Origin of the sequence: Ralstonia edaphi, assembly GCF_958350185.1 — a bacterium.
GTDB lineage: Bacteria > Pseudomonadota > Gammaproteobacteria > Burkholderiales > Burkholderiaceae > Ralstonia > Ralstonia edaphi.
In genome coordinates this window covers 198525-219015 of the sequence record NZ_CATWHI010000001.1, presented here as the reverse complement: position 1 = coordinate 219015, position 20491 = coordinate 198525, and the positions used below count along the sequence as shown (strand labels likewise).

17 protein-coding genes are annotated in these 20491 nt (G+C 64.8%); 3 read left to right on the top strand and 14 right to left on the bottom strand.

What is annotated here, in order from left to right; genetic code table 11:
• Window positions 1-63: 63 nt before the first annotated feature.
• The 13 genes from R2669_RS01050 to R2669_RS00990 all read right to left on the bottom strand — a co-directional run bounded on the left by R2669_RS01050 (window position 64) and on the right by R2669_RS00990 (window position 16295).
• The gene (locus R2669_RS01050; protein WP_316898038.1) at window positions 64-1629 is read right to left on the bottom strand and encodes a sensor histidine kinase; all 1566 of its coding nucleotides are present in this window, start codon (window positions 1627-1629) and stop codon (window positions 64-66) included.
• Between the two features lie 188 nt (window positions 1630-1817).
• Window positions 1818-2462: a hypothetical protein gene (locus R2669_RS01045; protein WP_316898036.1), complete on the bottom strand. Its 645-nt coding sequence runs from the start codon at window positions 2460-2462 to the stop codon at window positions 1818-1820.
• 5 nt (window positions 2463-2467) lie between these two features.
• A complete protein-coding gene (locus R2669_RS01040) occupies window positions 2468-4759 on the bottom strand; it encodes a heavy metal translocating P-type ATPase (RefSeq protein WP_316899034.1) in 2292 nt (763 codons plus the stop codon).
• A 51-nt stretch (window positions 4760-4810) separates the two neighbouring features.
• A complete protein-coding gene (locus R2669_RS01035) occupies window positions 4811-5335 on the bottom strand; it encodes a cytochrome b (RefSeq protein WP_316898034.1) in 525 nt (174 codons plus the stop codon).
• Window positions 5336-5380: 45 nt separating this feature from the next.
• The gene (locus tag R2669_RS01030; protein WP_316898032.1) at window positions 5381-6658 is read right to left on the bottom strand and encodes a TolC family protein; all 1278 of its coding nucleotides are present in this window, start codon (window positions 6656-6658) and stop codon (window positions 5381-5383) included.
• Window positions 6655-9768 (bottom strand): efflux RND transporter permease subunit, encoded by a 3114-nt coding sequence (locus R2669_RS01025; protein ID WP_316898030.1) that lies wholly within the window; start codon window positions 9766-9768, stop codon window positions 6655-6657. Before R2669_RS01025 ends, R2669_RS01030 begins: the two co-directional genes overlap by 4 nt.
• The gene (locus R2669_RS01020; protein WP_316898029.1) at window positions 9768-10853 is read right to left on the bottom strand and encodes an efflux RND transporter periplasmic adaptor subunit; all 1086 of its coding nucleotides are present in this window, start codon (window positions 10851-10853) and stop codon (window positions 9768-9770) included. The genes R2669_RS01025 and R2669_RS01020 overlap by 1 nt, the downstream gene beginning before the upstream one ends.
• Before the next feature lie 298 nt (window positions 10854-11151).
• Window positions 11152-11727, bottom strand: coding sequence for a hypothetical protein (locus R2669_RS01015; protein WP_316891157.1), 576 nt, complete (start codon window positions 11725-11727; stop codon window positions 11152-11154).
• The gene (locus R2669_RS01010; RefSeq protein ID WP_316898027.1) at window positions 11690-13237 is read right to left on the bottom strand and encodes a thymidine phosphorylase family protein; all 1548 of its coding nucleotides are present in this window, start codon (window positions 13235-13237) and stop codon (window positions 11690-11692) included. The genes R2669_RS01015 and R2669_RS01010 overlap by 38 nt, the downstream gene beginning before the upstream one ends.
• Before the next feature lie 10 nt (window positions 13238-13247).
• Complete coding sequence (locus tag R2669_RS01005) at window positions 13248-13526, bottom strand: DUF1488 family protein (protein WP_147217034.1); 279 nt, start codon at window positions 13524-13526, stop codon at window positions 13248-13250.
• 26 nt (window positions 13527-13552) lie between these two features.
• Window positions 13553-14494: a ribose-phosphate pyrophosphokinase gene (locus R2669_RS01000; RefSeq protein ID WP_316898025.1), complete on the bottom strand. Its 942-nt coding sequence runs from the start codon at window positions 14492-14494 to the stop codon at window positions 13553-13555.
• Window positions 14491-15855 carry an MBL fold metallo-hydrolase RNA specificity domain-containing protein gene (locus R2669_RS00995; RefSeq protein WP_316898023.1) on the bottom strand — a complete coding sequence of 455 codons (1365 nt, stop codon included), beginning with the start codon at window positions 15853-15855 and terminating at the stop codon, window positions 14491-14493. Before R2669_RS00995 ends, R2669_RS01000 begins: the two co-directional genes overlap by 4 nt.
• Window positions 15856-15872: 17 nt before the next feature.
• Window positions 15873-16295: an Hsp20/alpha crystallin family protein gene (locus R2669_RS00990; protein ID WP_316876299.1), complete on the bottom strand. Its 423-nt coding sequence runs from the start codon at window positions 16293-16295 to the stop codon at window positions 15873-15875.
• 337 nt (window positions 16296-16632) lie between these two features.
• On the opposite strand from R2669_RS00990, the gene R2669_RS00985 reads away from it, so the two are divergent.
• The 3 genes from R2669_RS00985 (at window position 16633) to ftsH (ending at window position 19434) form a co-directional block, all read left to right on the top strand.
• Window positions 16633-17133, top strand: a complete 501-nt coding sequence (locus R2669_RS00985; protein ID WP_316898021.1) for a lecithin retinol acyltransferase family protein — start codon at window positions 16633-16635, stop codon at window positions 17131-17133.
• 14 nt (window positions 17134-17147) lie between these two features.
• Complete coding sequence (locus R2669_RS00980) at window positions 17148-17366, top strand: hypothetical protein (RefSeq protein WP_316891153.1); 219 nt, start codon at window positions 17148-17150, stop codon at window positions 17364-17366.
• Window positions 17367-17496: 130 nt separating this feature from the next.
• The gene (ftsH, locus tag R2669_RS00975) at window positions 17497-19434 is read left to right on the top strand and encodes an ATP-dependent zinc metalloprotease FtsH (RefSeq protein ID WP_316898019.1); all 1938 of its coding nucleotides are present in this window, start codon (window positions 17497-17499) and stop codon (window positions 19432-19434) included.
• Between the two features lie 48 nt (window positions 19435-19482).
• On the opposite strand, the gene R2669_RS00970 is transcribed toward ftsH, so the two are convergent.
• Entirely contained in the window at window positions 19483-20415 is a 933-nt protein-coding gene (locus R2669_RS00970; protein ID WP_316898018.1) for a 1-phosphofructokinase family hexose kinase, read from the bottom strand.
• Window positions 20416-20491 lie beyond the last annotated feature (76 nt).

Sequence of the window (20491 nt, the reverse complement as noted above, 5' to 3'; positions counted from 1 at the left end):
GCGCTCGTCGCTGTCGTGCATCGCGCCTGGGAGACGACCGATGCCATCTCGCCGTTGGGAATGTCACGACACCGATACAGCGGTGTGCGGCGCCGCCATCAACGCGGCGACTGGCGCTTCTGCCAGCAGATTCTCGGAGCTGGCGGCGGCCGCGCCCATCGTCGCAGCGCTGACGGCCTCAAGCGGGACGGCCAGGACGAATGTGGCGCCCATCCCTTCGCCAGCGCTCGTCGCTGTCAACGTGCCGCCGTGCAGCGTGGCGAGCTTGCGCGCAATGGCGAGCCCGAGACCCAACCCGCCGTGATCCTTGGGACGCGACGCGCCCAGCTGCGCAAACGGCTCAAAAATCGTTTCCAGCTTCTCCGGCGGGATGCCCTTGCCGCTGTCGGACATTGCCACCTTCACGAAGGGGCCGTCCAAGGTGACAACAACATCGATGTGCCCACCCGCAGGCGTGTAGCGCATTGCATTGCTGAGCACGTTCGAGATGATCTGGCGCAGACGTACCGCGTCACCCACCACGCCGCCCCCGGCTTCGAGCCGATAGCGCAGATCGATCTGCTTGCGTTGCGCAATCGGCATCCAACTTTGGACCTCCGCCGAGACAATGTTCTCGATGCGCAGCGGCTCGGTTTCAATGACCAGTTTGTCGGTTGCGGCTCGATTGACGTCCAACAGATCGTCGACGAGTCGTGCCTGTGCATCGATGTTTCGATGCAGCACCTCGACACACCGCATGACAGCCTCAGGGTCGGTCGCCTTGGCTGCCAGCACCTCGGTCCAGGCTTTGATTGCATTGAGCGGCGTGCGGAGTTCATGCGAAACCGTCGCGATCAACGAGTCCTTGAGCGAGCTTGCGGTTTGCGCTTCCTGACGGCGAAGCCGCTCGTGCTCCAGCAGCCGGTCCCGCTCCTTTTCCACCAGTTTCTGCTTGGTGATGTCGATCGTGATCCCGTCAAACTGGGCGGGGTCGCCGGATTCGGAATACCGCGTGCGGCCCATCGCCCGCACCCAACGCACGTCACCCGACGGCGACAGCGTGCGGTACTCGATGTCATAGAGCATGGCGCGGTACACGGCCGCTTCGACGGCCTCGCGCGTATGTTCGACATCGTCTGGATGCAACCGCGCATAGAAAACGCCGATATCGACCTCGGCATCGGGCGGAAGCCAGAAATGCTCTTTGCACTTGGCATTCCAGACGATCTTGTCCAGCGGCATCGGGCAGTAGAACGTGCCGATCTCGGCCGCTTCAACCGCCATGCGAAGCATGGCCTCGTCTTGAAACGCGTCGTCAGCGCGGCCACTGCCTCGGCGGTGCTCAGAAACGCGGTGGAACCGGATGATGGCGCGACCGGGCGACGCTTCTTCGCCCTCAGGCAGGATCTCCGCTTGGAAGCGGGCACCGCTGCGCCCATGGAGTTCAATCGTTTGCGCAGAAGCGCGCTGAATGACACCCAAAATGGCATCGAGAAGCGTATCCGCTTGCAGATCGAGCGCTTGCCCCTCTTGAAGCGGGAGCATGAGCGTGTCGCGCGCCGCCGTATTCGCGAAAACGATGAAGAGCCGCTCGTCTACGACGATATACGGTTCAGGAAGGACCTTTAATACGCCGTAGGGCAGTTGCATTAGAGCCGCCAGGTGGGGAAGCCGGCAGGTCGCCAGCCACGGCATTGTAGGGTGTTGCAGACGCGGCCGCACCTTTTACCGCGGGCGCAACGTCAGGATGGACTTCCCATGGGTGCAAACGTGGCGCCCAGGCGCCGGTAAAAAACGCATTGTCGCCGCGGTGCCGGGCCAGCTCGTCCAGACTCAACTCATCGCCCTGCTTTTGTTTGTGTGTCTTCGGATGCCGATGCGAGCGATTCCCGGTGCCGCCAGCGTAGACGCTTCGTTTGTAAAAAGTGCCGCCAATCCACTTTGGCGAACCCATAAACGAGCGCGAGAAACACGACCTGCGACACGACGAAGTACACGCCCATATACGCCCCGTCGATCTCCGTCTCCTCATCCAGATAACGGGCGCCGATCTGGGCAATGTGCGTCCAGGTCAGATAGCTGATCCAGCGGCCAATGAAGAACGGCACGCCGATCAGCCATAGCCGCATCCCGGTCAAACCGTACGCAATGAAGATGTAGTTGGACGGAAACGGGCTGAAGGCGTAGGCGAGCATCAGGCCGACCGTCATACCCTTGCGCTCTTCCAACCAGGCTCGCACCACGTCGACGTTCTGACGATCCGCCTCGCGCATCCAGCGGTTGCGTACAAGTGTGCAGGACAGCCTCGCAAGGACCAAGCGCCCAAGGGTTGCCGCGCAGGCAGCAACGCCCGCAAGAAGCTCCGGGTTCGCATCGGGCCGGGAGAAGCCAACCCATGACATCACCATCCACGTGGGCGGTGCGAAGGCCGGCATCACGTTCAGCAAGAAGATGGTCGCGAACAACGCGAGCAGGTTTGTCATGGCGTTCAGGCCTCTCCACCCAGCACATGGAACAGTTCGTCTTCTTGCGCGCAATGCAGCCGCAGGATGGCATCGAGCCCATACAGCAGGCGTTGCAGCTCTTGTGTCACAGCGGCATCGGGTCCGTCCGGGGAAACATCCGCCACGATACGGCCCAACAGGTTCGTCACGCGGAATATCTCGCGATGCATGGCGCTCATTGCCGCCATCGGGTCGTCTCCGCCGAGCAGGCGCGCGACGTCCGGGTACAGCTGGGTATCGTCTCGGCGCTCATGCGGCAGCAGGACATCTTCCAAGGATTGGTTGAGCGACAGCAGCGCGGCTTTCGCCGCAGCGCCCGCCATATGCGGCAGCGAGTCTGCGACGACGCGGATGCGGCCGAGAATGGGCTCCAGCTCGGCGTGTTCGGCCTTCAGACGTTCGACGTCTGCAGAGATCATTGAACGGATCGCCTCGTCTTGTGCGGGCAGTAGCGCCCGCAACGCGTTGGCGATTGCCAATACATCAATCACCTCCTGCAGCAGCGCACCCCCCAACGGCGGTAGATGGCCCAGCGCAGCGACAACCATGGCGGCCAGCGACAACGACATGCCGATCATCACGCTCTGCAACGCGATGCGGCGTGTGCGGTGCGCGATCCGGACCGCATCAACGAGCCGGTCCAGGCGGTCCACCAGCAAGACAATGTCCGCGGCCTCCGAAGAGGCGGCAGCGCCGCGTGCACCCATGGCCACGCCAATGTCCGCCGCGGCCAGCGCAGGCGCATCGTTGACGCCATCACCGACCATGATGACCGTGCCATTGGCGCGGGCATCCCGAATCGCCGCGAGCTTGGCCGCCGGCGACAGCGCCGCATAGACCTCCGTCACCCCCAGCATGGATCCGACCGATTCCGCAACGTCTGCCCGATCGCCGGTCAACATCGCCTGCCGTGCGATGCCCTCTCGGCGCAGGAGGCGCAGCGCTCGTGGCGCTTCAAGGCGAACGCGGTCGATCAACTGCAATGCGCCCACCAGTGCGCCATCCACACCGACAAAAACGGCTGACGCACCGCCATAGCTCACGCGCTTGACGAACGCTTCCACCCAGGCCGGCACGGCGGCCGAACCCAAGACATAAGGCAACGCGCCGATGGAAACGACATGCCCTTCAACGCGGCCGCAGACGCCGGCGCCTGGGCTCTCCTCAACGGCGCTTGGCAATCGCAGCGTGGCGCCCTGCTCCCGCGCGGCCTTGGCGACGGCTTCGGCCGTAACGTGGTTCGACGCCTGCGCGAGTGAGCCCGCAAGCCCAAGCACAACATCCGGCGCGTACTGCGGTGCGCATTCAATGTCGACCAATCGTGCATATCCGCTGGTGAGCGTGCCCGTTTTGTCGAAGAACAGCGTGTCGGCCAATGCCAGTCGCTCCAGCGCGCTACCGCCTTTGACGAGTACGCCCCGTTTGGCGCAGCGCGACAGCCCGGAAACGATGGCGACCGGCACGGCCAGGATCAACGGACACGGCGTGGCAACGACGAGCACGGCAAGACAACGCGCCGAATCGCCCGTGAGGATCCAGCTTGCCCCGGCCAGAAGAATGGCGACGCCGCCAAAGGCAAAGGCATATCGGTCAGCCAGCCTCACCGAAGGGCTGCGCTCTGACTGCGCCGCGCCGACGAGGCGGACAACGCCGGCAAACGTGCTTTTCTCGGCTGACGCACTCGCGATCATTTCGAAAGCGGCGCCCACATTGAGCACGCCGCTGCAAATGGCATCTGCGGGCAAACGATGACGGGTGAGCGATTCTCCGGTCAACGTGGATTCATCGAGATCGGCGGGCTCGGACAGCGTGCCGTCCACCGGCACGACTTCGCCGTGTCGCACCAGCAACCGGTCACCGGCTTGCACCGTCTCCAGACTGACCTGGCGCCACTGACCGTCGTCGAAGCGATTCGCCCGCTTGGGCGCGTGGCCGAGCAACGCGGTCATCTCGCGCTGCGCGCGCGCCTGGGCAAAGTCTTCCAACGTGCGGCCCGTCGCCAGCATCAACGCAATGACCGCCGACACCAGCACCTCGCCAGACAGCAGCGCAAAGCTGATCGACATCACCGCCAGAACATCCACGCCGGCCTGCCGTCGCATCAGCGACTGGACAATCGTGACGGCCAAGGCGAGCCAGTTCGGCACCACGCCGATCAGCCAGAGTTGCTGCGCCAGCGCATCGGCACCGACATACCGCGCCCATAACCCCGCTGCCAAGGTCAGCGCCGACCCGGCAAGCAACGCAACGTTGGCGAGCAAGCGCGTGGAGTGCATCGTGGAGTCCGTGGTCGGCGCAGTCTTCATGTGCTCATGTGCCCATGTTGACTACAGCATGCGGCGCAGCAGCCGATCCTTCAGGATGAACTCGTGCCAGAGCGCCGCAGCGGCATGCAGCCCGACTGCGATATAGACCAGCGTGGCGCCCGACTCATGAATTTCCTTGGACCAGTGCGCCAAGGTCTTGTCTTGCGTGAGCGCCAGCGGCAGATTCAGCCCGAACGGTTGAATCGGCTTGCCGCCCCAGGCCAGTGCCAACAGGCCCAGGACGGGCATCCCGACCATCAGGGCGTAGAGCGCGCCATGCGTGAGTCGCGCCGCAAGCTGCACTAGCGGTGTGCCCGGAACCGGTGGCGGGGCCTGCGTGGCCACCCGGGCCAACAGGCGCAACACCATCAAGGCGAGCACGGAGAGGCCCGCTGTCTGGTGAACAATAAATAGCGCTGCGCGCTCGGCACTGCCTTTCGGGAAGAAATCCATGATTTCGATGGCCACGACGGCGATCGACACCGCCAGGACCACCAGCCAATGGAGCGCGCGCATCGTGGGCGAATATTTCAGTTCTGTTTGCATAGCGTTATCCAGAATGTGTTGAGTGAGCGGTCAAGCGGTTGCAGGTCAATCGTCGAAATCCCACATCCGATGCAGATCGAGTTGAAGGCGGCTGTCGGCTTCCAGCAGGTCGACGCGGGCAAGCCGCTCGGCCAGTTGCGCCTCGGCCAGACTGCGGCGCGCGGCCAATAGCTCCGTCAGGCCCGACTCCCCTGCGCGATACGCACGGGTTGCCCTGTCGGAAGCGCTTTTCTGCAGCGTAGCCGCTTCCATTTGCGCTTGCGCGCTCGCCCGCTTGCCTTGCAAGTTGCCGTAGAGGACGTCGAATTCGGCACCCAGCCGCCGCTCCGCGCCCAGCCTGCGCCGTGCCGCCGTTTCCGCATCGGCAGCGGCCGCCACCGCCGCTGTGCGACGATGTGCCGACCCGATCGGCATGGCAACGCTCACGCCCATGATGCGTTCGGCACCGCCGCGCTCCACCGTAACGAACATTCCGACAGTCGGGTCCGGCCGACGCTCCAGATCGGCGCGCTTGGCCTTCTGCTGCGCCTGCGCCTCTTCTGCCATGGCGAGCCGGTATTCGTGGCTGTCCTGGATGTACTGGGTGCGCAGACGATCTGGTGGATCGTGTGGATCGCGCGGCAACGCTGGGAGCGCGGAATCGGCGCCCAACGCGGGATTGCCCAGTCCCGGAAACCGGGCTCGCAGCTCTGCCTGCGCCGTCCGTTCCGTCGCCTCGGCAGTCGCCAGCGCGGCCTGCATGCGCGCGCGGTCGGCTGCGGCCAGCTCGGCCTCCAGGCGGGACGCATCCCCCAGCTGTACCCTTCTCGCCGTCAACGTCGCCAGATCGGCGGCGGCCTTGGCATTTTCCTGCGCCGCCTGGCGTGCCTGGCCTGCGCGCACGGCTGCAAACCAGAGGGCCAGAATCTGACGCGATGCCTCATGGCGCGCGTCCTTGACGGCAAGCTGGCCGGCCTCGGTAGCCGCATCGGCAAGCTGCCCGTCGGCTTGCGCTTTGCCCCATAGCCGCAATGGCCGTTCCACGGCAATCTGCCCTTCGGCATGGCGCTCGGAAGGGTCGCGCACCTGTCGGCCTTGACCAATGGCACGCACCACCGTTTCAGCCGTGCCCATGCGGATGCCTTCAGCGCGGGCCAGTACGGCATCGCGGCGGGCCTCTGCCGCCAGCACGTCGGGCGACTGTGCGACGGCCTCGCGCACGGCGCTCTCGGCGGGTAGATAGCTCGGCGAACCTTGCTCTTGCGCTTGCGCTTGCGCCGCAGCAGTCCAAAGCAGCATCGCGCCCGCTCCCGCCAATGCGATGCGAAACAGTTCCAACTTCATTGTGAATCTCCCTGCCCGGCGGCCGCGCGCGGCCGAGGCAACCCAAAACGTTCAAACAGCAGGGGCAGAAGAAGCAGCGTCAGCGCGGTCGAAGAGATAAGCCCGCCGGATACGACGATCGCCAGCGGCCGCTGAATTTCTGACCCTGGCCCGCTGGCCAGCAGGAGCGGAATCATGCCCAGCGCGGTGATGCAGGCCGTCATCAGGACGGGCCGCAGGCGGTCTCGCACGCCGTCGCGCACAGCTTGCGCCATGCCAATACCGGATTCCAGCAGCGTGTTGAAGTGCGACACCAGCACCACGCCGTTGAGCACGGCGATCCCGAGCAACGCGATGAAGCCGACGGAGGCCGGCACCGAGAGGTACTCGCCCGATATGCGCAGCGCCGCAATGCCGCCCACGAGCGCGAACGGAATGTTGGCGACCACGAGCACGGCCTGCCGCACCGAGCGGAACGTCAGCATCAACAAGAGGAAGATCGCGCCCAGGGCCAGTGGAACCACCAGCGCAAGGCGCGCTGCGGCGCGTTGTTGGTTCTCGAACTGACCGCCCCACACCACGCGCAGCCCTTTCGGCAAGGTGCCAATGCCACCGACGGCTGCCTGGGCCTCCTGCACGAAACCGGCCAGGTCTCGACCGTCGACATTGGCCTGGATCACGGCAAACCGGGCGCCGTCTTCGTGGTTGATACGCACGGGGCCGTCCACGCGTTCGATACGCGCGAGGGAGGTGAGAGGCCATACCTTGCCGTCGGGTGCCGTCACCAGAAGGCTGGTGAGGTTTTCGGGGGCCTGCCGCAAGCCTGCTCCGCCACGCAAGATGAGCGGCGTGCGGACGATGCCTTCGGGCACCACGCCAATCCGGTCACCCTCGATCAGCGCGCGCAGTTGTGCCTGCAGGGCATCGCCGGAGAAGCCGGCCTGACCGACTGCAGCGCGATCCAGCGACACCTTCAGGTACTGCACGCCGCTGTTGCTGGGCGCAATCACCTCGGCTGCACCGGGGATGGTGCGGACCTTCGCAGCGATGGCCTGCGCGGCCGCATCGATGGCGGCCAGGTCGCTGCCAAACAGCTTGATGGCAACGTCGCCGCGCGTGCCGGTCAGCATCTCCGAGACACGCATCTCAATGGGCTGAGTGAAGCCGTAGATGACGCCGGGAAAGCGCTCCATCACACGCCGGATCGCTATCGCGATGTCTTCCTTGCTGCCGCGCCACTGGTCCTTTGGCTTGAGTACCAGGAACGTATCGGTTTCATTCAGGCCCATCGGGTCCAGGCCAAGATCATCCGAACCCGAACGCGCGACAATCGAGCGTATTTCCGGCACCTCCTTGAGCAGCGCCTGTTGCACACGTTGGTCCATGTCGAGCGACGCCGCGAGCGAAACAGACGGCGCCTTCTGCAACTGGACGATCAGATCGCCCTCATCCATCGTCGGCATGAACGTCTTGCCGACTGATATGTAGAGCACCACGGCCAGCGCGAGCGCCACGCCGGCCAGACTGAACACCGTGCGGCGATGCGTTGTCGTCCATGCCTGGATTCGCGCAAAGCCGGCCGCGACCTTGCGCATCAGCCAGGGCGGCTCGTCTGCATGCGCCAGCAAGAGCAACGAAGCGAGCGCCGGAACCACCGTAAACGCAATCACCACGGACGAGGCCAGCGCCAGCACGATGGTCAGCGCCACCGGTCCGAAGAGCTTGCCTTCCAGGCCCTGCAACGACAGCAGCGGCAGAAACACGATGGCAATGATCGACACGCCCGACAGCATCGGTACCGCTACCGTGGCCACTGCATGGCGGATGACCGCACCGCGCAACGCCGGATCTGTCTTGTGGTCTTGCGCACGCGCCATGGCCGTCTCGATGTTCTCGACCACGACGACGGCGGCGTCCACGAGCATGCCCAGCGCAATGGCCAGACCGCCGAGACTCATCAGGTTGGCCGTCAGGCCCACATAGCGCATCAGCAGGAACGTCGCCAGCATCGACAGCGGCAGCGTCGCCGCCACAACGAGCGCCGCCCGCACCCCGCCCAGGAACAGGTACAACGTGATGACAACCAGCACGCTGGCTTCAATCAACGCACGAACCACGGTATTGGCTGCGCGGGTGACGAGCTCGCCGCGGTTGTAGAAGACGTGGGTCGACATGCCCTTTGGCAGTTGCGGGCCGAGCGCATCGAGCCGCGCCTGCACCGCCTCCACGAGCTTGCGTGCGTCGCTGCCGCGCAGGCCCAGGACCAGTCCTTCAACCGCCTCGCCGTTGCCGTCTTTGCTGACGGCGCCGTTGCGGGTGGCCTCACCCATCCGCACGGTCGCAACATCGCCAACCGTGACCGCAGACGCGGAAGACAAGCCCTGAGCCGGCACCACGACAATCGCGCGCAGATCATCCAGCCCGCGCACGCCACCTTCTACGCGCACGACCCAATGCTCGTCTCCGCGGTCCAGCCGCCCTGCTCCGTCGTTGCGATTGTTGGCGTCCAGCGCCTGACGCAATTGTTCGAGCGTGACGCCGCGTGCGCGCAATCGGGCCGGATCAGGTGTCACCTCATAGCTGCGCACCTCGCCGCCGAGGGCGTTAACGTCAGCCACGCCCGGCACGGTGCGCAGCGCCGGCCGGATCACCCAGTCCAGCACACGGCGCCGTTCGGCCAGGGAATAGCCATCGCCCTCCACCGTGAACATGAACATCTCGCCGAGCGGCGTGGTGATGGGCGCCAGGCCGCCCACGGCCGTCGACGGCAGATCGCGCGCCAAGCCGGCCAGGCGTTCCGACACCTGCTGGCGTGCCCAGTAAACGTCCACCCCTTCTTCAAAATCGACCGTCACATCGCTGATGCCGTACTTGGACACCGAGCGCACGATCGTCTTGTGCGGCAGGCCGAGCAGTTCCTGCTCGATGGGCGTCGAAACGCGCTGCTCAACCTCCTCTGGTGTCATGCCCGGCACCTTCAGCACGACTTTGACCTGCGTCGGCGAGATATCGGGAAACGCGTCGATCGGCAGGTTCAGATACGCCCAGACGCCGGCCACTGCCAGCACGCCAGCCGCGATCAGCACCAGCACGCGCTGGCGCAACGAAAACTCAATCAGGCGGGGCAACATCACTGCTCTCCCGCCAGCAAGCCCTTGAGCGCACCGACACCTGCGACCGCTACGCGCGCACCGGCCGGAAGGTCGGCACGAACGACAGCGATGGCGTCGTCCGTACTGGCGACGGCGACCTCCTGGAAGCGGAAGCCTCTATCGGTCGCGACAAACACGCCCGGCACGCCCCGCACATAGGCCAGCGCGGCCACAGGCACCCGCAGCAGGCCGGGGGCGCTCGCGTTGGCCTGCCCCCTCAGCTTGAGCGTGACGTTGACACTCTCTCCGGCGCGCAGGTCTCCACGTCGCTCCAGCGATGCGCGCACCCGCACGCCTGCCGTGCCGTCACCGGAAGGCGCGACACCAATGACGGTGCCGCCCGCGCCGCGTTGCGCGACCTCCACGCGATCGCCTGTGGCCGGCACCGGTATATCGCGTCCGACGAGCAGGTCCAGCTCCAGGGCAGCCGGGTCGACGATCCTGAAAAGCGGTGCCGCCGCTTCCACTCGCGCGCCCGGAACGGCGTTCACTTCCGACACGACACCGCCACGGCTGGCAACCAATTGCGCCTCACCGCCCGTGCCGGTGAATGCGATGCCTGCGGAAGCCAGCTCCGCCCTGCGCGCCTTGACCATGGCGCTGGCTTCAGCGGCCCGCGCCTGCGTTGCCTGCCAGCGGCTTGCAGCGATGATGCCGTCGTCGTAAAGGGCCTTGTCGCGCGAGAGCGACTGCTGTGCGAGCCGCGCCTGCGAATTGGCTTCCGTAAGTGCGCGGCTCGTTTCGAAGAGTTGCGGGCTCAGAAAACCCGCCAGCGGCTGGCCCGTGCGGACGGTTTGCCCGACCGACACCAACACCCGCGGCACCATGCCCGCGTACGGCGCTGCCACCACATATTGCGCATCCGGCTTGAAGACGACGCGCGCGTGCGTGCCCACCTCCAGCACGGAAGCACTGTCGACCGGGCTGAAGCGCACGCCAAGCGAGCGCGCCTGCTCCGCAGACAGCGGCACCGCCTGGGCACCTGCTTGGGCAACGGCCTGCCCGAGCGGGCACACGATCAGCGCAACACACGCACTGGCGGTGAAGATTCGTTTGAAAGACATGCCTGACTCCAATCCTCGGAGGCGCGCTGCGGGCGCCGCCCCTGATTGCCGCGCGTACGCGGAGCAACCTGAAAATCAACCGTCGCTCAGCGCTTGCATGCGACGCGAACGACAAACGCTTGCGGTGGATGGCCAGTGGAGAGCGGTGTGGCTACCGCCGTGTAGCGTTGGGCGTGCGCAATGCGGCAAAAGACAGCGCTTCTGACACATTCATCATCGCCAACCCAGACACGAAGGGCTTGTTGCAAGTCAACAAGTTGCGGAGCCACGCGCACGCCGGCCGTCAACCGGGTACGGATCAGGACTGCAGCGGAGGTGCTTGAGACGGAGGTGGCCGGTTGATGCGATCCCGCCAGCGCGCTCGAACGGGCGTTGGCCGATAGGCGGGACGCAATGCAGCGGCGCGAGCAAGCGCTGCAAGGAGGAGGAACGTCAGCGCAGAAACGCCAGCGGCCGCCGCTGCCCAAAGAAACGCGGCAAGGTCCGCCGGGCCCATGGCGGGCTCGACATCAACCTCGAAGGGTTCCGGACTCGTCAATGCCAGGCCATGGAGATCCGTCGTGGCCGACGTTTCAGCGGAAGGCCGATGGGTAAACGAGATGGGTGCGAAATGAGAATCAACCGCAGCAGGAAGTGCGGTGTGCACGTGCAGGCCAGATTGTTTCGGTGTTCCGAGATGGCCGTGCAGAAGCGGGCTGAGCAGCTGCATCAACACGATGGTCAACAGCAGCATTGCCCGAAGCGAGAGGCTTGCAGTCGCACGTGGCATGCGCGGATTGTAACGCAATGTGCCTTTCATTTGACGATGCCGCACCACCAACGATGTGCAATCAACGTCAAACGATTCCCATCGGGGATAAATCCACCACAGCATGCGTCATCGCGTAGGCCGACGAATACTCCAGCTCGCCCGAAGCCTGCGCGTGGATGGTGAACAGCGGCTGCCCAACACTCACCTGATCCCGCAATCGCACATGGATTTCCACCCCTGCGACTTGACGCATCGGCGCGCCCGCAAGCTTTGCGATGCGGGCAAGGTGGCGGTTGTCGATGTTCGTGACGACGCCATTTCGATCGGCAACCACGTCGCGGCGGAAGACGGCTTCGCCGGGGATGCGCAAGCCGCCCTGCGCCTCGCAGATCGCTTCGAACTTCCGCCACGCAGCACCGCTGTCCAGCAAGCCGCTTGCCATGTCGAGCCCCGTTCCGGCAACAGCAGCGCCGCAGAACTCCAGCAACGCGCCGGCCAGCAATAGGGACCGCTCCCGCAAGTCGAACGGCGCCGTAGGAGAACGCTGCAGCACGGCCAGAACGTCTCTCGCTTCCAGCGCGGGGCCGATCCCGCGGCCAACGGGTTGTGCACCATCCGTGCGCACCATCAACACCTGCACATCAAACGCCTGGGCCACGCGCTTGAGCAGCAGTTCCAGGCGCTCGAGGTCTTCGACACTGCGGACTTTCGCCGTTGGGCCCACGGGCACGTCGATCAACACATGGGTCGACCCGGCCGCGATCTTCTTGGAGAGAATGGACGCCACCAACTGGGCATCGCTGTCGACATCGAGCGCCCTTTCCACGCGAATCAGCACGTCGTCCGCCGGGCTGAGGCTCAGCGCCCCGCCCCACGCAAGCGATGCCCCGACCTGCCCCACCACGCATCGCAGTTCCGCAGCGGTCAGGTTGACGCGCGTGAGCGTTTCCATCATGTCTGCGGTGCCTGCCGGCGAGGTGATGGCGCGTGACGACGTTTTGGGCAGCAGCAGCCCCGCCGCCGCACAGATGGCTACCACGATGGGGCTCGTGCGGTTGCCAGGCAACCCGCCCACGCAGTGCTTGTCTGCCACGACGGCGCGATCCCACTGCAGGCGCTCGCCCGAGTCGACCATCGCCTGTGTGAGATCGATGGTTTCCTTGATGGTCATGCGGCCCGATGCGCAGGCACTCAGGAAGGCTGCGATATGGACATCGGCATAGCGCTCGTTCGAAATGTCCGCAATGATCTCGTGCAGCTGCCTGGCGTCCAGATGCCCACCGTAGATCTTGGCCCGCAAGGCACGCAAAGACTCGAGCGACGGCGCATGCCTGACGCAGACCTCGTCACCCGGGCGTGCCATCAACGCATCGACCGCGGCGGCCGAGAGGCTCACCTCATGCTTCTCTAGCAGCTCCGACCCGACCAGGTTCAGCGTGGCGATCGTCGATCGCTGCCCGATCTGGACTTCCACACGGGCCTGCGCGGTAAAGCCTTCCGACCGGCAGATCGCGCTGTCCGGATGCATGTAGATGACGTGCTCCTGCCACGTGTCAATGCCAAGCGCCTTGAAGCTGAGGCATCCCTGTGGCACTACGGCGGCGTCAACCGCGGGCATGGAGCGAGTGCTCATGACAGCCACGTCAGCCGGCGAAGCGGAAGTGCCCGCTGTGCAGCGTAATCTCCTTGGAGCCGGTTTGCTCGAACAGCATGCGTGCGACATTTTCGATATCGCCGCGATGCACATTGAACGCGGCGAGCAGATCATCCGAGCGGCAGGAGCGCGCACCGAAATGGTCTTCGAGTGCCTCTGCAGTGATCGCGTAGCTTGCGGAGCTGCCATCGACAGACGCGCGGCATTGCAGACGCGGCCCCGCTGCGCAGTAGGCCGGCTCGTCAGGCAGGAACCGGATTTCTTTCATGATGGCCTCCAGATACGAAGCCCTGATCAAACAAGCACCCGCTTGTTCGACGGCAGGGGTAAATCGAACATGCTCGAAACGGCGTCGACCAGCGGCGCTGTCAATGCAATCTCGTTCGAGGGGTGGGGGATGGTGTCGCACGTGACCACCTCTGCGCTGGCCGCACAAAGCTGGCTGTACGCGTCGGCGGCGAACACGGCATGCACGCCAACGCAAACCGGCCGCGACTTGCCGGCGCGCTGCAGCAGATTCGCAGCCGCGAGCATCGTGCGCCCGGTGGAGATGATGTCGTCGACAAGCACCGGCACACACCGCGGTGGAATATCCGGCAACGCTGCAATTTCCACGTGCCACGCACTGTGTCGCGTCTTGGTCAGCGCCGCCCATGGGGCGTTGCAAAGACCGGCTACCTGCTCCACCCACTGCCGGCTTTCGTCGTCGGGCCCGATCAGGAACGGCGCTTGCACATGCGCTTGGATCCATGCGGCAATGGCAGGCGCGGCTTCCACGGCGACCGTCGGCATGCGATAGACATCCGACAGATGCGCGATGCGATGCAGATGCGGATCCACCGTGACGAGCCAGTCGAACACGGGGTCGAGCAAGCCGGCAAAGTGTTCCGCAGCGCGAATCTCGCCCGCATTGAAGATGACGTCCTGCCGCATGTACGGCAGATACGGCGCAATCAGGCCGACGCGGCGCGCCCCACCCTGGCGTGCCGCAATCGCCAGCCAGAGCAACGGCAACAGCTTCTCGTCGGGATGATCGAGTGTGCAGACAATGGCCACTTCCGCCCCGTGCACAGGCGTGTAAAGCCGCACATAGGACTCACCGTCCGGAAAGTGGCTCACGGCGGCGTGGCCCAATTCCGCGCTCAGCGGGATGGCAAGCCGCATGGCGGCGGTGTCGCAGCCCGGCATGGCGATCAGCAGGCGCTGCGGGTCCAGACCAACGGCCGGGGCGGTCATGCGCCCTCCAGATCGTAGGACTGGCGATACTCAGGCATGCGAACCGGCCACAGCAGTTCGTGCTCGATGCGCTGGCGCAAGGCGTCACTGGCGGCCGGCTCGCCATGCACGATGAAGGTCTGCCGTGGCGGTCGCGTAAAGCCGCGCAGCCAGGCCATCAGTTCATTGGCATCCGCATGGGCGGACAGATTCTGGATCTGCTCCACCGAGGCCCGGATGGCAACCTCGCGTCCGTGCACGCGCAACGCCCGTTGGCCGGCCAACAGCGCCGCGCCCCGCGTGCCGGCCGCCTGGAAGCCAGACATCAGGATGGCGTTGCGCTTACCTCCGCCAAAGCTCTTCAGGTGATGCAGCACCCGTCCGCCCGTAGCCATGCCGCTTGCGGCAAGAATGATCTTGGGCGCGCGATCGCTACCCAGATGCCTGGACTGTTCAGGGCTCTGCACCGGAACGGCCAATGCGCAGGCCGCCTGACAGTCGGAGGCGCCGATATGCAGATCGTCGACATGGCGCGCAAATACCTCGGTCGCCAGTTCGGCCATCGGGCTGTCGAGGTAGATCGGCACATGCGGAATCCGACGTTCGCGAATCAGCACGTAGAGGCAATACAGAAGCTCTTGCGTGCGCCCGACCGCAAAGGCGGGAATCAGCAGCGTGCCGCCCTGCCCAATGGTTCGCTGCACGACCTGTTGCAGCGCATCGAGCGGGTCGCCTTCCGGATGCACGCGGTCGCCATAGGTGGATTCGACCAGCAGGGTATCGGCCTCGGCAATGGGCTCGGGTGGGCGCATGACGGGGTCGATCTGCCGCCCCAGGTCGCCGGAAAAGACGACGCGCCGGCCCTCCGCGAACAATGTCGCCGTGGCCGCACCGATGATGTGCCCTGCTCGGTGGAACTCCGCCTCCACGCCCTCCGCAACGGGAAAACGCTCGCCATAGTCAACGGGATGCAGCCGGCGTAACGCCCTGGCGGCATCCTTTTCGTCGTAGAGGGGCAAGGCCGGATGATGACGGGAGAACCCTTCGGCATTCGCGTACTGTGCATCCTCCTGCGCAAGGCGGGCACTGTCAGGCAGCAGGATGTTGCACAGTTCGGCGGTGCCCTTCGTGCAATAAACCGGGCCATGAAAGCCATTGCGCACGAGCAGCGGCAGGTAGCCGCTGTGGTCGATATGGGCATGCGTGAGCACGACCGCATCGATGTGGTGCGGGTTGACGGCGAGCTTGTCCCAGTTGCGCAGACGCAGTGACTTGTAGCCCTGGAACAGGCCACAGTCGACCATGACCCGGCGCCCGCCGGTCTCAAGCACGTACTTGGAGCCCGTCACCGTGTCGGTCGCGCCGAGAAATTGCAGCCGCATGCGATCGCCCCTGACACTCAGCGAATCGTCACGCGCTGCTGCGGCGACGCTTCCTTCTTGGGCAGCGTCACGCGCAGCAGCCCGTTCTCGTATGTCGCATCGACCTTGCTTTCGTCGACGGCCGCATCGAGCGTGAACATGCGCTGCATGGCGCCGCTGTAGCGCTCGCTGCGGATGACGCGTTCGCCTTCCTTCTCTTCGGAGTTGCGTTCCACCTTGGCCGAGATCATGACCGTGCCGCGATCGACTGTCACGTCAATGTCTTCCTTCTTCGCGCCCGGGATTTCTGCGACCACGTTGTAGGCCTTGTCCGACTCCGTCACGTCCACCTTGAACGGCAACGCACCGTCCATCCCGCCGCGAAACGAGCGCAGAAGCCCTTGGAAGATGTCGCCGACCGGCTCCATGGCGAACGGGTCATAACGCTTGAGTTGACTCATGACTGCCTCCTGGTGAGTGGTCCCCGGGATCTCGGGGTGAGCACATTCATCGTGGCACGACAGTTTCGGAGCGCCTTGCGGCAGATCAACGGCGGCGCACGGCAGGCGTCGGACCGGGCGTCGCGCGGCTCGTATCAAGCACATCGCTTCCGAGGTACCGCCCCCGGTGTCAGGCTTTCCTGACATGGGAACCCGCCGCTCCGACAGCATTCTCAGCGCAGCCTGCATGACGCCGGCGAATGCGCTGCCAATACTGGTGACACGCCAACAAGCAAGCAGCGCCTTGTCGATTCGCCCCGGAATACGACAACGCCCAGCCAGTACAACGGAGCGCGCCATGAGCCAGAACATCGAGTGCATCGCCCAGTGGGATGAACCGCACGATCTCGCCGCTTTCGACGCTGTGCTTCCGGTAGGCGCGCACCTTGTAGCGGGCCGCGATGGATACCGGCACCACGGCATCTATGTCGGCAATGGGCAGGTCATTCACTACGCCGGCTTCTCTCGCCGTCAGCGCCGTGGCCCCGTGGAGCGCATCTCCATTGCCTGCTTTGCATGCGGTTTTGCGGTGACCATCCAGTGCGATGCCAGCCCCTGCTACGACGGCGAAGAGGTCGCCCGCCGTGCGGGGTCGCGCTTGGGGGAACGCAACTACCGACTGCTCACCAACAACTGCGAGCATTTCTGTTCGTGGTGCCTGTTCGGCGAATGCCGCAGCGCACAGGTGCAGGCCTGCCTGAAAAGCCCCGTCCGGGCTGCGCGCATGCTGTTCAAGCTGATGCTGCTGGCGCTGTCCGCCGAATGGCGCACTGCCCAGCAGCCGACCCAGGCCGCATGACGGCGAATCGCACCATGCCCCAATACGAAACCACGTTGCGCGAGCTGGTCACCAAATGGTTTGGCGTGCGCGACGCACCGAATCTGCGCATCTCGCGCCTGCATTGTCCCGGCGTCGACTGCGGCTGCGTACAGGCCGAGCTGACAACATCGGCCCGCCCGCTTGTCATCCTCTTCTTCCGTCACCGCGCGGGGTGCTGGAGGCTGTTTCCGCCATCGCGGGCACGCCGCTGAAAGTGCAACGACGACCTGCGCAGGGGTTGATCCGCATCAACCGTCTTTCCGGCCCAGGCACGAACATCAAGGTTCGATCAGGACGCCAGATGACGCACGACCATGCGAAGGTGAAATCGTGAAAGAGAGCATGAAGCCGCAGCAACAGAGGTTTTCACTCTGGTACGCCGTCATCGTCGCGTTGAGCATGCTGGCGTTCCAGGCGCTGTTCATGTCCGAGCAGACGGACACCCTCCCCTACAGCGACTTCAAGGCCCTGCTGCACGCGGGCAAGATCAAGGACGTCGCCATTGGCGAGCAGGACATCACCGGCACCTTCTCGACGGAGGGTATCGAGGCGTTGCTGACGCAGCAGCAGATCGATCTCATCCGCCGCACGGGCAAGGGCGACCATCCGTTCCAGACGCTTCGTGTGAATGACCCGGCCCTTGTTCAGGAGCTGGAGGCAGCCAAGGTGCGATTCGTTGGTCGGCCTGACAACAAATGGCTGAGCACGCTACTCTCGTGGGTTGTGCCTGCGCTGCTGTTCTTCGCTGTTTGGAACTTCCTGATCCGGCGCATGGGCGGGGCCGCGGCCGGCGGGCTGATGGAAATCGGCAAGAGCAAGGCAAAGGTCTACATGCAAAAGGAAACCGGCGTGACCTTTGCCGATGTTGCCGGTATCGACGAAGCCAAGGACGAGCTGTCGGAAATCGTGAGCTTTCTGAAAGAGCCGCTGCGCTATCAGCTCCTGGGCGGCCGGATTCCCAAAGGCGTGTTGCTTGTGGGTGCGCCCGGCACCGGCAAGACCCTGCTTGCCAAGGCAGTTGCCGGTGAAGCGGCTGTGCCCTTCTTCAGCATGAGCGGGTCGGAATTTGTCGAGATGTTCGTCGGCGTGGGTGCGGCGCGCGTGCGCGACCTGTTCAGCCAGGCTGAATCCATGGCGCCCTGCATCATCTTCATCGATGAACTCGATGCCCTGGGCAAGACGCGCGCGTTCAACGTCGTTGGCGGCAATGAAGAGCGCGAGCAGACGCTGAACCAGCTTCTGGTCGAGATGGACGGTTTTGACAGCAACAAGGGCGTCATCATCATGGCCGCCACGAACCGGCCCGAAATACTCGACCCCGCTCTGCTTCGTCCAGGCCGGTTCGATCGCCATATCGCGCTGGACCGGCCGGACCTCAAGGGGCGGGAGCAGATCCTCAAGGTCCACGCCAAAAACGTCACGCTCGGGGCCGATGTGGACCTCAGCAAGATCGCCGCCCGGACGCCGGGCTTTGCGGGTGCCGACCTGGCCAACCTCGTCAATGAGGCGGCACTTCTTGCCGCGCGCGAAGGCAAAGCCGCGGTGGAGACCATCGACTTTGACGAGGCGCTTGACCGCATCGTGGGCGGCCTGGAGAAGAAGAACCGCGTGATGAACGCCACGGAAAAGGAGACGATCGCCTACCACGAAGCCGGGCATGCCATCGTGGCCGAACACCGGCCCCTGGCCGATCGCGTTTCGAAGGTGTCGATCATTCCGCGAGGTATCGCCGCACTCGGCTACACGCAGCAGACCCCGACCGAGGACCGCTACCTTCTCAAGCGGAGCGAGTTGCTCGACCGCCTCGACGTGCTGCTGGGCGGCTACGTTGCCGAGCAGATCGTGTACCACGACGTGTCGACCGGTGCGCAGAACGACTTGCAACGCGCAACCGACATGGCGCGGCAGATGATTACCCAGTTTGGAATGAGCGAACAGCTTGGCCTGGCCACCTACGAGCAGACGCCGAACCCCCTCCTTGCCGGCGCAGGCCTGATGCAGCGCGAGCGCAAGGAGTACAGCGAAGACACAGCGCAGATGATCGATGCGGAAGTGCGCAAAGTGTTGTCCGATGCCAGCGCGCGCGTGAAAGCCACGCTGGAAGCCCAGCGCTCCAGGCTGGAAGCGCTCTCACGCATGCTGCTGGAAAAAGAGGTGGTCGACCGCCACGATCTCGACATGATCCTGACTGGAAATGTGACGCCGATGCCGGCCCCGAAATCGGAGGCGGGTTCCCCTTCGGGCGCTCCGTCTCCGCTGCCCGCGAAACAGCCGCATTAGCAGATCGATCATCTACGCCGCCGAAAACCGAGCCAAAGCGAACACGCCTCAAGACAATGAGACCTCGGCGAAGCGCTGCTCGATCTCGGCGGCGCTGCCGAGTTCGGTACCCGCATGGCTCAACGCCGCTGCTGCGGCAGCCATGCCGTACCGAAATGCCTCTCGCATGGCTGCATCGCGGTTGAGCGCCCACACCATTCCGCCCACGAAGCTGTCGCCCGCCCCAATCGTGCTGAGCAATGACGTAGCGACGGCACCGGCACGAACAATCTCCTCCTGCGTGACAAGCATGGCGCCGCCTGCGCCCAGGGTGAGCGCGACCGCATGCGCGTGCCCGTTGCGGACAATCTCCTGCGCTGTCTGCATGCAATCCGCCTCCGTCTCCAACGCGCGCCCGGTCAGTTGGCGAAGCTCGTTCAGGCTGGGCTTGATCAGGTATGGCGCATGCAGCAACGCAACACGCAATGCCGGCCCCGAGGCGTCCAGTACGACGCGGCTGCCACGCGCCCGGACCTGATCAATGATGCGTGCGTAGAAATCGTCGGCAACCCCGAGCGGCAGGCTTCCGCTGAGCACAAGGTAGCGCGGCGCAGGCTGCAGTGCATCGAGATACGCCAGGCAGCGGTGCCATTCGGTTTCCGAAACGACCGGCCCAGGCATGACGAAACGGAATTCGCGGTGGCTGCACAGTTCCGTCACGGAAAAGTTCTCACGCGTCTCGCCTTCAATCCCAAGGGCGACGAATGGCAGGCCCTCTGCCGATAGAAGGCGCCCCAATCGCTCAGCCATCGGGCCGCCGGCCAGGTAGATGGCGAGGCAATCGCCGCCGAGGCGATGGACGACGCGCGCGACGTTGATGCCGCCGCCTCCGGGGTCACAGCGCGCCGGCGTGCAGCGCATCTTGTGCGTATCCGTCAAGCGCTCCACCGACGTGGCGATATCGATTGCGGGATTGACCGTCAGCGTGACGATTTCCGGCATTGCACACCTCCAGGAGGCACAGCGGTCAGCCATTGGTCAGGCAGCACATCGGCGTCTCGATCCAGCGGCCCTCACC

What these genes read in the sequence shown, in the direction of transcription:
- R2669_RS01045 (WP_316898036.1), bottom strand. Translation starts at nt 2,462, where the DNA reads ATGACAAACCTGCTCGCGTTGTTCGCGACCATCTTCTTGCTGAACGTG.
- R2669_RS01025 (WP_316898030.1), bottom strand. Translation starts at nt 9,768, where the DNA reads ATGTTGCCCCGCCTGATTGAGTTTTCGTTGCGCCAGCGCGTGCTGGTG.
- R2669_RS00970 (WP_316898018.1), bottom strand. Translation starts at nt 20,415, where the DNA reads ATGCCGGAAATCGTCACGCTGACGGTCAATCCCGCAATCGATATCGCC.
- R2669_RS01010 (WP_316898027.1), bottom strand. Translation starts at nt 13,237, where the DNA reads ATGAGCACTCGCTCCATGCCCGCGGTTGACGCCGCCGTAGTGCCACAG.
- R2669_RS00990 (WP_316876299.1), bottom strand. Translation starts at nt 16,295, where the DNA reads ATGAGTCAACTCAAGCGTTATGACCCGTTCGCCATGGAGCCGGTCGGC.
- R2669_RS01005 (WP_147217034.1), bottom strand. Translation starts at nt 13,526, where the DNA reads ATGAAAGAAATCCGGTTCCTGCCTGACGAGCCGGCCTACTGCGCAGCG.
- R2669_RS01040 (WP_316899034.1), bottom strand. Translation starts at nt 4,759, where the DNA reads ATGCACTCCACGCGCTTGCTCGCCAACGTTGCGTTGCTTGCCGGGTCG.
- R2669_RS00980 (WP_316891153.1), top strand. Translation starts at nt 17,148, where the DNA reads ATGCCCCAATACGAAACCACGTTGCGCGAGCTGGTCACCAAATGGTTT.
- R2669_RS01020 (WP_316898029.1), bottom strand. Translation starts at nt 10,853, where the DNA reads ATGTCTTTCAAACGAATCTTCACCGCCAGTGCGTGTGTTGCGCTGATC.
- R2669_RS01015 (WP_316891157.1), bottom strand. Translation starts at nt 11,727, where the DNA reads ATGCTGTGGTGGATTTATCCCCGATGGGAATCGTTTGACGTTGATTGC.
- R2669_RS00985 (WP_316898021.1), top strand. Translation starts at nt 16,633, where the DNA reads ATGAGCCAGAACATCGAGTGCATCGCCCAGTGGGATGAACCGCACGAT.
- R2669_RS00995 (WP_316898023.1), bottom strand. Translation starts at nt 15,855, where the DNA reads ATGCGGCTGCAATTTCTCGGCGCGACCGACACGGTGACGGGCTCCAAG.
- R2669_RS01050 (WP_316898038.1), bottom strand. Translation starts at nt 1,629, where the DNA reads ATGCAACTGCCCTACGGCGTATTAAAGGTCCTTCCTGAACCGTATATC.
- R2669_RS01035 (WP_316898034.1), bottom strand. Translation starts at nt 5,335, where the DNA reads ATGCAAACAGAACTGAAATATTCGCCCACGATGCGCGCGCTCCATTGG.
- ftsH (WP_316898019.1), top strand. Translation starts at nt 17,497, where the DNA reads ATGAAGCCGCAGCAACAGAGGTTTTCACTCTGGTACGCCGTCATCGTC.
- R2669_RS01000 (WP_316898025.1), bottom strand. Translation starts at nt 14,494, where the DNA reads ATGACCGCCCCGGCCGTTGGTCTGGACCCGCAGCGCCTGCTGATCGCC.
- R2669_RS01030 (WP_316898032.1), bottom strand. Translation starts at nt 6,658, where the DNA reads ATGAAGTTGGAACTGTTTCGCATCGCATTGGCGGGAGCGGGCGCGATG.